The 13,321-nt window shown below is 35.9% G+C and carries 9 protein-coding genes, 1 tRNA gene and 2 pseudogenes; 3 read left to right on the forward strand and 9 right to left on the reverse strand.

What is annotated here, in order from left to right; translation table 11 throughout:
- Window positions 1-272: pseudogene (locus FLS47_RS09705) on the forward strand (transposase); the annotation flags it as partial.
- Window positions 273-410: 138 nt separating this feature from the next.
- Here FLS47_RS09705 and FLS47_RS09710 read toward each other — a convergent pair.
- The 7 genes from FLS47_RS09710 to FLS47_RS09740 all read right to left on the reverse strand — a co-directional run bounded on the left by FLS47_RS09710 (window position 411) and on the right by FLS47_RS09740 (window position 10,395).
- Entirely contained in the window at window positions 411-644 is a 234-nt protein-coding gene (locus tag FLS47_RS09710; RefSeq protein ID WP_149914183.1) for a hypothetical protein, read from the reverse strand.
- Window positions 645-742: 98 nt separating this feature from the next.
- On the reverse strand, window positions 743-1,573 hold the full coding sequence (locus tag FLS47_RS09715; RefSeq protein WP_149914184.1) for a glycoside hydrolase family 16 protein: 831 nt from the start codon (window positions 1,571-1,573) through the stop codon (window positions 743-745).
- Between the two features lie 22 nt (window positions 1,574-1,595).
- Window positions 1,596-2,792 (reverse strand): hypothetical protein, encoded by a 1,197-nt coding sequence (locus tag FLS47_RS09720; protein ID WP_149914185.1) that lies wholly within the window; start codon window positions 2,790-2,792, stop codon window positions 1,596-1,598.
- A gap of 64 nt (window positions 2,793-2,856) precedes the next feature.
- The gene (locus tag FLS47_RS09725; RefSeq protein WP_188347404.1) at window positions 2,857-4,008 is read right to left on the reverse strand and encodes a DUF4998 domain-containing protein; all 1,152 of its coding nucleotides are present in this window, start codon (window positions 4,006-4,008) and stop codon (window positions 2,857-2,859) included.
- A gap of 99 nt (window positions 4,009-4,107) precedes the next feature.
- Window positions 4,108-5,304, reverse strand: a complete 1,197-nt coding sequence (locus FLS47_RS09730) for a DUF5000 domain-containing lipoprotein (protein ID WP_149914187.1) — start codon at window positions 5,302-5,304, stop codon at window positions 4,108-4,110.
- A gap of 16 nt (window positions 5,305-5,320) precedes the next feature.
- The gene (locus FLS47_RS09735; RefSeq protein WP_149914188.1) at window positions 5,321-7,255 is read right to left on the reverse strand and encodes a RagB/SusD family nutrient uptake outer membrane protein; all 1,935 of its coding nucleotides are present in this window, start codon (window positions 7,253-7,255) and stop codon (window positions 5,321-5,323) included.
- Between the two features lie 2 nt (window positions 7,256-7,257).
- The gene (locus FLS47_RS09740; RefSeq protein ID WP_223225214.1) at window positions 7,258-10,395 is read right to left on the reverse strand and encodes a SusC/RagA family TonB-linked outer membrane protein; all 3,138 of its coding nucleotides are present in this window, start codon (window positions 10,393-10,395) and stop codon (window positions 7,258-7,260) included.
- A 572-nt stretch (window positions 10,396-10,967) separates the two neighbouring features.
- Here FLS47_RS09740 and FLS47_RS09745 point away from each other — a divergent pair.
- Window positions 10,968-11,825 (forward strand): IS4 family transposase, encoded by an 858-nt coding sequence (locus FLS47_RS09745; protein ID WP_223225215.1) that lies wholly within the window; start codon window positions 10,968-10,970, stop codon window positions 11,823-11,825.
- Between the two features lie 374 nt (window positions 11,826-12,199).
- Here the strand turns inward: FLS47_RS09745 and FLS47_RS19010 are convergent.
- Window positions 12,200-12,376 (reverse strand): annotated as a pseudogene (locus FLS47_RS19010) (zinc ribbon domain-containing protein); the annotation flags it as partial.
- 217 nt (window positions 12,377-12,593) lie between these two features.
- Window positions 12,594-12,667, reverse strand: a tRNA-Met gene (locus FLS47_RS09755).
- 239 nt (window positions 12,668-12,906) lie between these two features.
- On the opposite strand from FLS47_RS09755, the gene FLS47_RS09760 reads away from it, so the two are divergent.
- Complete coding sequence (locus FLS47_RS09760; RefSeq protein ID WP_149914190.1) at window positions 12,907-13,284, forward strand: START-like domain-containing protein; 378 nt, start codon at window positions 12,907-12,909, stop codon at window positions 13,282-13,284.
- The last annotated feature ends 37 nt before the right edge of the window (window positions 13,285-13,321 follow it).

The following is a 13,321-nucleotide window of genomic DNA, read 5'->3' on the forward strand; positions in this document are numbered from 1 at the left end:
ATTAAATGGAGCTTGTCATAAGAGTGCTGGGAATAGAATTATTCAAGTAAATGAAAATCTAAATCGGCACAAAGAAATAGCCTATGAACTTCTTAATAGCGAAGAAGGAATTCTCAAACGAAAAAAAACGATGTTGTGATGTGGAACCGGTCTTCGGAAACATAAAACAAAATCATAATTTCCGCCGCTTTATGCTCCGCGGTAAAGATTTAGTGTTCATAGAATGGGGATTATTGGCAATTGCACAGAATTTAAGAAAGAAAGCGGCCTAAAAAGACCGGTTTTTCATCGTTTTAAACAAAATATTGAAATATTATGAACTTGTAGCTCACACAGTGGATAAACACTGACAAATTCCTGTCAAACTAAAAAAGGCCGCCTCAATTATTTTGAGACGGCCTCTTCTTGTTTTAGTACCTATAAGTTGGACTGTAATAAACATCATGTTTGTGATGTTTTGATTTTTTATTTTTTTTGTGCTTTTTCTTCTGTCCTGGAGCATGTCTCTTGGCAGATTTGTCACCATAAACTTTTTTCGCTTTTCCTGGTGGCAAATGACCATGAGGATAACGACCACTCGTATAACATGATGTCACAGTTAATGTAAAGACCGCAACTAAAATTAATGTAATATATCTTTTCATAAAATCCCTTTCTTTATCGAATCATACAAATAGTAGACCAAAACTAAGTGTAGGGGTTTAATAAAAAAATCACATTTAAATTTTGAACGACTCTGTTATTACTTTTGATATACTCTTAAATAATCAATTTCGTACTTAGCAGGAATTAATGTATCGTCGATCTTTCCACCATTATCTCCTCCCAAAGCTAAATTCACAAGTATATAATGAGGTTGTTTGAATGGATTGAATCCACTACCATCTTTATTCACAAGCTTACTTAGTGAAACTTTATTTAGTAAAACATCATCTAGGTAAAGAGCAATTTCATTTTCATCCCAATCCATTCTCCACACGTGAAATTCATTAGCCCATTTGGCTCCGCCCAAAGACTCTACAGATTTGACACCGTTATGCCATTCTGCTTTCCATCTTTGATTAGTTCCATTAGCAATATTAGCGAGTATATTTCCCCTATAATATTCCATGATGTCAATTTCACCATTGGATGGCCATTCTTTAGCAACACCTAAAGTCCAGAAAGCTGGCCATAGCCCCGATCCGACTGGAATTTTGGCTCTCATCTCAAATCTCCCAAACAACCATTCTTTGTTACCTGAGGTATTCAACGAAGATGAAGTATACTTTATATCTTTACGTGATTTTCTCCAGTCAGAGCTCCCTGCATCGTAATTAGGATTTGGTTTATTTTCTTTCCGCAATTCAATTATTAAGAATCCATCCTTACAATAAGCATTATCCTTCTGATACCACTGATCTTCATTGTTTCGGACAAAACCATTTTCATAATTCCATATGCTTTCATCAGGCTTTCCATCCTTCTCAAATTCTTGAGACCAAACAAGTTTAAAGTCACTTTTATTCGTTTGTTGAGCAAATCCTGTGGCACCTAAAAAGATGCCTATGGTACATAATGTAAGTTTAAGCATAATTATTAGTTTAAGTGAAAAATTAGTTAATAGGGACGCCATCGCGCTTGAATCCTTCAATAATTAAGCTAGTAATGATATAATCGGATTCTCGCCCAGTATCCTCATGCGCACCGTTAATACCGTAAGGCCAAAAATGTTGAGCATCGCCTTTCAGCAGTGCATTCGGATCATTTGTAGCCTTGCGTAACGCTAAATTAGCATTTTCACCTGTATATATTCCATTTTTAATAAGAGTTTCCCTCCAATAATTAGAGGTACCGGCGCCTATGGTATGCGCAAATTCATGTAAAAAAGTTCCCGTTTTTTGATAGGAAGCATTACTTCCCCAACGCATCCATCCCGAAAGACTTGCATCTGCAGTCTGCACGCCTGTATTATATTCTATTGTTACAGTTTTCACAATACTGGTATGTTCTTCTAATAGCTTTACACCATGGTCAGCCATCGCTTTTAATCTTGTAAATACATCAGCAGGAATGTTGGATTGATTATGATAGTTAACAGTAATTTTCCCTTTGTTATAAGTTTGAAAGCTACCTTGGCTACCATAATATGTTCCTTTTGCAGTGGTAACATAAGATCGTATAAAAAAGCTTTTTCCTAATTCAAGATTTTCAACATCTACTTTAAAACTGTTATTTTCTACTTTAGAAGCTATCATTTTAGCATCAGATACAGTTGGATTGGGATTATTAGATATACAGACTCCAGCTTCTACGACATTAGCTCCGCCCGTAGACTCAATCTTTGAAGAAGCCTCCATGCTATTCAGTTTATAAAACAATACCTTGGTATTTCCAATTTTTGCATCCTCATAAGTTTCTGTCGTAAATTCAAAAACTTGTCCATACGATCTACCTTTAGAATTTGAAGCGTATGATTTAGCATAATACTTTTTACCTCCCTCTAAATTCGTGAGCTCAACTTCGAAATCACCAGATCCAGATACAGCATTTGGACTGGCTTTAGCATCTGAAATAGTTGGATTGTTGTGCGTTGCCCAGCATATCCCTCTTTCGGTGATAGAAGCTCCGCCCGTATTTTCAACTTTCGATTTAAGCGTCGCCTTTGTTGTAGAATTTTGAACAATAGACAAATTACCCAACTTAGGTAAAACAATGACATTCTCATTAATATCAACTTTCTCTGGTGGAACAGAAGATGACTTACCGCATCCAAACAAGGAGATTACTATTAATAGTAGACCTTTTATCATAACTAATATTAAATTATTTAATACAAAGCAGGCAATTCACCATTGAATTGCCTGCTTTGTCATTTTACTCAACAATAGAGACTGTAATCCCTTTTACATTAAAATACTGATTACTTGAACTCATTAAATTTGCAACTACTCCAATAGTCACATTTTGAGTCGATGGGTTATCAAATTCGAAAGATACAATCCTATAATCATCGTGTATCCACATCAAATCGTAGTACCCCAATTTTTCCGCATTAGGCACATCAACTGCATTTGGAATAGTTCCATTATTAGTTACAACGAAATAAATAAGATTATTAGTAGCATCAACGTTGTTGGTTACATTATTTCTTCGGAATTCAATTTGAACCTTATATCTTCCTTGAGGCAAGGTTGATGTTTGATATGTCTTTCCATTATTAATATTTGGCGTTCCCCATCCAGCTTCAGAAGCCATCACTCCTATTCCACTGTTTTGATCATAACTTCCTCTACCACTTATACCATTTGCAGCTGCATTTGATTCCCAATTTGCGAGCACACCCCATCTCCCAGAAAGATTTGTTGGCGTAAAAGGATATCCCATATTCCTATAGTAAGTCAATGCAGGCTTAAACTCAGTAAAAGCCGTATAAAATGTATCCAAACATAGAGTATCTGGTAAATACAAGCTGCGGTATGACATTTTTTCGCCAATTTTTACATTAGTTAACGAAAGCGCATTCTCATCTATGCCTAGTCGCTTACTTTTTTCTGTTCCATTCAGATCAGTATATTTTACCTCCGTCGCAAAAATACCTAGTGTCCTGTCAACATTACTGAACGTTGCAGAAAAAGTATTGTCATAAGTTTTTAGGCTATTGACAGCTATAGGTCTATTAATTAGAGAGAGCAAATAATTCTGTCCATATGATCGACCAAAAGCGTATACCTTCACTGACTTATTTCCCTGATCATCAAAGGTTACTATTTCAAAATTGTAAACGCGGTCTTCTAAATTGTTTATAGCCGCTTTTAATGTATCCACCCCAAAAGTTCTATTGATAGGAACCACTATTGAATCCCTTCTACCATCCCAATAAATACGTGCCTCCTTTATTTTGGGATCCGAAACCAATAGTCCTTGAATTAAAACTCTATTCTGACCAGAGAATACTTTGACTGAATCTACCTTCCCTGTATAATTTAGGACTGGCTGATCTTCAATATATTTCTTGTAGTCATCCATTTTCTTACACGATGCAAACGCTATTACACAAAAAATAATAGTAATGCATTTAAATATTTTATGGTACATAATCTTTATCTTCTTCATAAAATGTAATTATTATCTTGGGTCTCCATATGCTTGAATTTCTCCAATAGCCATATATGACGATCCGTCCCAGTTTTTAGTACTCTTGATTCGGATATAACGTGTTTTTGGTGCGTCTATATCAAACTCCCAATTAAAACCATTTACCGCTGTTTGGTAATCTTCGTCCGATTGTTGACCAAAAGGTAATCCGGAAGGTTTAGTAGCATTGTACGCCCCTAATAAATACCAATTATTCCACGATCCATCCGCAGGAGGATTATCAGAACCCCAGATTTCAAACTCTTTTAGGTTTCCTTTGTAATAATAGGTACGACCATTATAGTATTCTGGATAATCCCATATAACAATACGGCTAAGTTTGGCTAGTACTCCTAAATCAACTGTAGTATAATGATGACCTGAGATAGCAGCTTGGGTCATATAAATACGCGGCCAATTCATAACATCACCATCCCACATACCTGCATGTGATGTAGAAGTATGGTTTGGCGCGTCCCCAGGTAATCTAAAACCACGATATCCAGATTTAGCAATTGCCGTTTCGTATAATGGTTTGATTTGTGTATACAAAGTATCTGTATAATTTAACCAACGATCACGCACCACAAAAGCAAAGTCACGAGCAATCGTATCCATACCACGCATGGTTGCCAAAATTTTATCTGTAGAAGTATAAACACTGTTTGGATCAGCAACCCATTCACCGTATTCATTTTTTTCCATGATTAATATAGAGATTTTGGCTCGGTCAGGATTTTCAGCTCTTAATTGTAACCCACCAAATGAAGGTTGTACAGCCAATGAACGATAAATATCCCAAATTGGAGATTCTTCAGGAGTTACTGTGACTTCAGTAGGCTCAGACGTTACCTCTGAACGATTAACAGCGTATAAATTAACTTTATATGTTCCTGGCTCCGAAAACCCATCGACAATTAGCTGATTAGTATAATAAGAAGCGATAACTGATCGCGTTGAACCATTTGGAAGCACATATTCAGCTTTTACATACGACAAATCTTTATCGTTAGGTAAGCTATAAGTCAAAACTGATAATCCCTTTTTATTCAACACCTGCACATTCGTTACTTTGCCCGGAGGAGTAGAATTTGACTCCAATGGGTTTAGCATATTCTCTTCTTCGCAGGAAGTTGTCAACAATGCTATATTACACAGCATCATTATTCCTAAAATTAATTTCTTCATGATATATAAATTATTATTACCAACCATAGTTTTGAACAAGATTCAAGTTCTGAATTACCGTATTTTCACTAATAGGCCAGAAATAATCTCTTGGCGCGATAAATCGCTGATTATACACTGTTCTGATCACATAATACGTGGCAGTATTTTCTCCCTGCATATTCCAACCTGTAATAGGTTCATTTAAAGATATTGCTGCTGTTTTCCATCTTCTCAAATCCCAAAAACGTTGACCTTCAAACGCTAACTCAATCAGGCGCTCACGACGTATAATCTCTCTCAGACCTTCTTTTGTCGTAAATTTATTTGGATTGCTCGAGAAATTTGTCCATGATTCTTTGACACCTTTTAAGCCTGCACGCTCCCTTATTTTATCCAAATACACAAATACATCTTCGTTAGAAGGACCTTCGGCTTCATTTAGAGCTTCAGCATACATCAGGTACAAATCCGCCAAACGAATTTTTGGCCAAGGATATTCTTTATATGTTACACCAGAAGCTGTAGTTACTTGATTCCAATCAATTAGTTTTTTAATGAAATAACCTGTTTCATTAAAATGAAATGCATGAGTACTACCCGCATAGTCAGGTCTTTTACTACGAACGACTTTTGAATTTTCATCAGAGTATCCTGGAGTATCGTATTTAAACCAACGCGCCCCATCAAATGCTAATGATGAATAAAATCTAGGCTCACGATCAAAATGCAATCTTGCTGTAGTGAAATTTGGTTCGATATAATATTTATCATCTTGTGTAGCTGTACGCAACTCCGTATCATCACTAAAATTCAATGTTTTATCTTCATTTATTGGCACACCATTTTTTGTGTAAAACATTTTTGCAATTTTCAATGGTGGAGAGAAAATTTTACGGTTATCATTGTGGTTTTCTTCTGCACTCAATGGTGGCATTGCATCACGTTGTAGATCCCAAGTACGGCTATTAGGATCTGCCCAAATATGTTCTTCATTGAATTTTTCAGATATAGCCTGTCTCAATGTTAATTCCAACTTCGTTGCATCAGAAATCGACAAGTTCCCACCTTGTGTAAAGGTAAATAAAGAATGTAAATTTGCTTCCGCAGTTTCAATAGCGTCTTTAGCAGCTTCTGCCGCTCTAGCCCATTTTGTATTGTCAAATTCTTCTGGGAATAAAGATTTACCGTCTTTATTTTTCAAACTTGAATAATCTGAATTGCCATTGAACAATGGACTTGCTGCTAATAATAAAGTTTGTGCTTTCACTGCCTTTGCAATAGGCAATGTAATACGTCCCAATTCATTATTTCTATCCACGACTTGATCAGGCAAGTCTGAATAAGACTCTTCCAACAAATTAACGATATAATCTACACATTCGTCAATGGAATTACGCGGAACATCCATCGCTTCTTTAGGCGCACTAACTGGAATATCGTCATCCATTATAGGAATTGGACCGTACATACGCATCAAATAGAAATGAAAATAAGCTTTCAAAAATTTAGCTTCAGATATCCAACGAGCGCGTTCAGAAGAACCAATATCTGGAACTAAAGCAGGGTCAGACATATTATCAATAAAAATATTACAATGCCTTATCCCTTGATACAAACCTCTATTAGCATCATAATTCCCATACCAAAAGTTCACATAGGGATCGATTACACGCTGATTGCCTCTTGCAATCTCGAAGGACCAAGGAGAAATACTGGTCTGATATGGAATCCATATTTCATCTCCTGCAAGAAATGCTGGATTATTCCATACATTTCCTTCTTTAGGAATATAGTTATACAGCGTAAATAAGTACTTTTCTGCCTCTACACGTAATCTAAATGCATATTCTATGGTCGCAACGTTGTCGGGTACGATATCCAGAAAATTCTTACAAGAATTCGTTGTACTCAACAATACAGCTGATACAGAAGCTAACGTGATATATTTCTTTATTTTTTTCGCTTTCATAATTAAAAATTTGCTTGAATACCAAAATTGTATGTACGTTGAATTGGATAACCTAAACCGTTACCTCCCATCTCAACATCCCACAATTTAAAATTGCTAATGGTAAATACGTTCATCATATTGGCGTAGAAACGAACTGAACCTAACTTATAGCGATTCAACAGAGATGAAGGCGCATTAAATCCTAATTCAATGTTTTTAAGACGTAAAAACTCGCCATTACGCATCCACCAAGTTGATTGTTGGTTATTATTACCTACAAAATAGTCACTCAATCTTGGGAATAAAGCATACATATTTCTATTTTCTTCAGACCAGTGACTTTCAGCAATCGCAGTTAATAGGCCATTTTGTGCACCACCATTACGAACAAATGGCGTTATGTTTTCTGGATTGATGAAGAATGAAGATTTACCTGAACCTTGGAAGAAAAATGAGAAATCAAAACCTTTATACCCGGTAGTACCACCAAATCCATATATTAATTCAGGAGAAGTAGGATAACCAATCGGAACAGCGTCATTCCAAGTTATCATTTCATCCCCATTCATATCACGATATTTGATATCACCGGCCATATAATCACCAAATTGTTGGATTGGAGAGTTAGCAACATCATACTCATCAATAAATAAGCGCTCAGCGATTAACCCAAAAGCTTGTGCTGCGGAATGCCCTACTTGATATCTATAAGACATATGTTCTGGATACAGCAACTCATCACGTTTTGTAATCTTTGATTGCGCGAATGTTAAATTTCCCCTGTATTGGAAAAACCATCCTGTAGATAAGCTTTTGCTGTAATCTACGGAAATATCAAAACCTTGTTTCTCTACTTTACCCGTATTTGCCATAGGAGTTGCCTGAAGACCAATGGTAGTACCGATGTATGATCTTGATTCTAGAATATTGGATTTATAATCTTTGTACGCGTCAGCTACGATATTGATACTTCCATTCAAAAATGACATATCAAAACCTAAGTTAATTTGTCTAGATTGTTCCCAAGCGATGTCATGGTTTGCATAACGGCTCACACTTACACCTGGTCTTGAATATTGATAATCATAACCAAATGTAGAACCATAACCTCCATTACCAATATTAACTTCTGACAAGTAAAAGAATCGATCCGTATCAGAACCTATCGCATCATTACCAATTATACCATATGTCGCTCTTAATTTCATATCCGAGATCACTGGTTTCAGCGTTTCAAAGAAGTTTTCATTCGAAATTCTATATGCTAGACCAAATGAAGGGAAAAAACCAAAACGTTTTGATTCGTGGAAACGTTCCGAACCATTATATCCAAAATTAAATTCAGCCAAATAACGATTATCGTAGCCGTACGTAAAACGACCCGAAAGACCGTTGTTACGACGAGGAAGCCCAAGCTGTAATGAAGTAATATTATCTCTTGCAATTTTATAATCTTGGAATAAAGTAATTAACATACCAGACACATCATGTTTACCAAAATTACGCGCATAGTTTGCTGCAGCTTCTAAGTATAAAGTTGCGTTTATGTCTGAACCCGACGATCCATAACCCAAGAATTCTTGTCCTACTTGCCCAACAGATCCAGTTGTTCCATCATTGATTACACTTAAATCTATAGTATAATCTGCTGGATCTAATCTTGCCGAATAATAAAATGGATTATAAGAGCGAGAAGTCTGACCATATGAATAGCGCTTAGCATAAGCCATTGTTCGGAAATTCAAACCTTTTGTGATAAAATCTAAATTCTGTTTGATTTCCAATTGCGGCATTAATGTAGAACGATTATACTGTCTATAGCCTCGCACCAATTCAGCATACGGATTCGACAATAACACACCATTTGTAGAATTACCGTCCATTACAACATACCCACCAAATAATGGATGTTGAATATAAGGTAGATATTCTGCAGGGTATACTGCAGGGAATTGAACAGGATTAGACCATAATGCCATTCTAAAATATTCTGCGCCATCGCGAGTAGGTCCATTATAATCATCAAATTGACCATACAGATTTACACGGGCTTCCGTAGTCTTAGTTAAGTCAATATTCATATTCGAACGCAATGAATAGTTAATCAATTTAATATTGTTATTGAAATTGCTTGTACCATGTTTTTTCAATATACCATTATCAGCATTATAAGTCCCTGACACATAAAAACGTGCTCTATTACCGCCACCACTTGCACTTAAATTGTAGCCTTGATTAAATGTATAATCCTTGATTAACATATCTACCCAATCATTATTTGGATACAGATAAGGATCTGTTCCTCGGATAGTGTGCTCAATTTTAGCTTGTGAATAGGGCAAAGGTTTTGGAGTTGGTCTTGTTAACACTGCTTCATTAGCCAAGTTCATGTAAGTAATATTATCGGTCAACTGAATGTTCTGCGTATTTGTAGACAGCTTACCCTCAGTTCTTACCATGAATTTTGTCTTACCTTGAGCACCGGTCTTAGTGGTAATTAACACAACACCATTTGCTCCCCGAGCACCGTATACAGCTGCAGCAGTTGCGTCTTTCAACACAGAAAATGCCGAAATATCATCAGGTTGTAAACGAGCCATATCTGTTGATGTAGACTCAATACCATCAATTAATATTAAAGGATCTGTTTTTCCTGACCCAAAAGATCCCAAACCACGAATGAAGAATTGTGCATTATCTGCACCAGGCTCTCCTGAGCGCTGATAAGCAATCATACCTGATACACGTCCAGCGAGCATAGTAGTCAAATTAGAACTTGGTCCTTTAAGTTCCTTCGGATTCACCACTGTAATCGAGCTGACTAATGATGCTTTTTTCTGTGTACCAAAACCAACTACTACAGCTTCATCGATTTCATTACCTATCTTTTCGTTTAAAACAAGGTCAATAACATAAACACCAGTGGAGTTTGGTTTATAATCCGTGATCTTAATCTCTGTTTTTTCATAAGCAAGGTGATTGAAAATCACTATGGAATTTCTAGGAATTTCAAATTCGTAATAGCCTTTTACATCAGTAGATCCCAGTGCCCTTCCCGATTGCAAGGAAATGGTAACTCCTGAGAGTGGTCCTTCTGTCCCCGTGACCACACCAGTGACGCGTATCACATCTTCTTGTGCATATGATGAAAAAATCATCAAGGAACACATCAAGGATAACAACAATCGCTTAAACAGGCTTGTTTTTAAGTAAATTTTGTCTCTCATAATTGGTAACTATAGGTTTCATTGTTAAATTTAAAAAGCTGTTAATAAATGTTAATTACACACTTATTAAAATACTATCATAGATTTCTTAGGTCATTTTTTTTAATTAATACTGATTAATGGTTTTCATTGGTTAATAACAGAAGATAAATTTATATAAATATTGAACACTATTGTCGAACACTACCGAATTTGTTAAATCCCGGTAACGATAGGTTAAAATTTGGTTGACTTAAGGAATGCTGAATGGGCAAACGCAGTTTTTTTTAATTGAATTCTATTTAATGAAGCCAACGCTTCTAGCAGGCTAGCCAATGTTTAAAAACTGAGAAGACTTTATATATGCATCAATTACTAAAAAGGAGTATACTAGTTCAAGGAATCGTAAATATTATGAACGAAATTTTAGTACATGACAAAAAATACAACCACCTAATTATCAGGTAATTATTTCGTAATAAATTTGGGTAAAAGACTGATATTCAGTGATTATTTTCAACGTAATGTCCTTAAACACGAATGCCAGTCAGTGTGATAAATGTACGGATTTATTAACCGTATTTACAGCCCATCTAAGCAAGGATCTCAATCTTTCCAGGATCCGCCTGGTCTGTCTTTTTATAACTGCTCTATGCAAAGTTAAGTCAGTAAACTATTCCAAATTGTCTGCAGGATTTGATTCTCCATCCGCTGCCAGCAGTTGTTTTATGAGAATCCAGCGCTTCATGGCGCAAGTGGGTCTGCCAATGCGACTTATCAGTACACTTATATTCAATCTTTTACAAAACAACAACCCCGTTATTCTAGTCATGTATAGGACAAACTGGAAATTTGGACAGCAAAACATCAATATACTCATGTTGGGTATCAGTTATAAGTCTGTTGCCATTGCAATCATGTTTAAGATGCGGGACAAGCGAGGGAACTCTAATTCACAGGAACGAATTACATTGGTCCAGAATTTCATCGATTGGTTTGGACTGGATTCCACCGACTGTATATTAGCTGATCGTGAATTTATCGGAGAGAAATGGTTAGGATTCTTAAATGAACATAGCATCCGGTATCATATCAGAATCCGGAATAACTTTAAGGTGTTCTTGCCTAGAAAACAAAAAGAAATAACGGTATGGCACTTGTTTAACAACCTTAATAGCAGGAAATTCAGACATTACCAGCATATTGTAGAAATGCACGGTCAATTATGTTACCTATCAGCTACTAAAACTGTGATCGATGGAAAAGTTGAATTTTTAATACTGGTATCATTCAATAAACCACAGCAGGCACTGGAATATTATAGGCGGCGCTGGAATATCGAGACACTATTCAAATTTATGAAATCTGCGAGTTCAATATAGAAGATACCAATGTTACGAACTTGGATCGCCTTGAAAACCTATTTATGCTTACGATGATAGCATGCCTGTGGTGCTACAAAGTTGGTGATTATATTCATGACCAGATTCGACATATTAAAGTCAAGAAACATCAAAGAAAAGCCGCGTCAATATTCAAATACGGCCTTGATTATATTGCAGAGTGTTTATTATCCGGATTCAACAAGTTAAACATCAATTTATTACAGTTTTTATCATGTTTTATCATGTACTTAGGAACGAAGTGAACTACCCATTTGTTAAAGACAAATGGGCTTCGGGCTTCACAGACTTGTGCTTTGTTGCCAAAGTCTTATTTGAGTCTCCGCCCGTGTAATCGCCAGTTCCTGACGATATTATTTTAATTCTTCTTTCAGAATGTTTTTTGCAGCGTTTAAATCACGGTCTAAAACGTGTCCATTTTTGCAAGTCCATTCTCTTATTGATAGATTTAAGTCTTGATTTATCCAACCGCACTCACAGCAGGTTTTACTTGATGGATAGAAGCGATTGATTTTTACAATCTGTTTATCGTTCCAATCAGCCTACCCCTTCTGGAATAATAAGAGGCATTAAAGCTTTAAATGAATCGTGCATCTGAATAATATAACTATCCAAATATCCGATTATTTTTTAGCTACTCCACAACTTTTGTACATGATCCTCCTATTCCTCTCAGAACATCCAAAAACAGCCTTAAGAAGGCTATAAACGCAAAAAAGCTTCAAGTTTCCTTGAAGCTTTTTGTAGTAGCGGGGAGCAGGATCGAACTGCCGACCTCAGGGTTATGAATCCTGCGCTCTAACCATCTGAGCTACCCCGCCGTTTTCAGTGATGCAAATATAGCAACATCATTTCACTTTGCAAGTATTTTTTTCATTTTTATAGCCTAAAAAAATTGCACAAAACGCTTATAAGGCACAATTAATTATAAATGAACAACCTATAAAAGCACAACTAAAATCTTTCAAGAAAAATAGTTGTAACTATAGACAATTAAAATAAAATTATGTATACTTACAGAAATCAATAATGAGATAAACTTAAAAACTTAAGCAGAGATATGTCAGAAAAAACAAAAATTCAGCTTGAATATATGATTAATTCTTCTCCGCGTATATTGTACCCCTACCTGATAGAACCGAATGACTTAGCTCAGTGGTTTGCTGATGATGTGAATTATCACGATGGTGTGTATGAATTTATTTGGGATAATGAATCCAACCGCGCACGTGTTGCTGCAGTAAAAGAGAATAAATCTGTAAAATTTAAATGGCTGGATGATGAACCTCACTATTTTGAAATGGAAATTATTCAAGATGAGCTCACCAATGATGTATCATTAGCGATTATTGACTTCGTAAAAGACGAAGATCTGGAAGAAAGAAAAAAAATATGGGACAACTCAATTAGCTATCTACAAAGTGTAATTGGTGCATAAAATTACGTATCTTTGTATCCAATCTTATTCTTATTAT

It is taken from the genome of Sphingobacterium cavernae, from assembly GCF_008520265.1.
Taxonomy (GTDB): Bacteria; Bacteroidota; Bacteroidia; order Sphingobacteriales; family Sphingobacteriaceae; genus Sphingobacterium; species Sphingobacterium cavernae.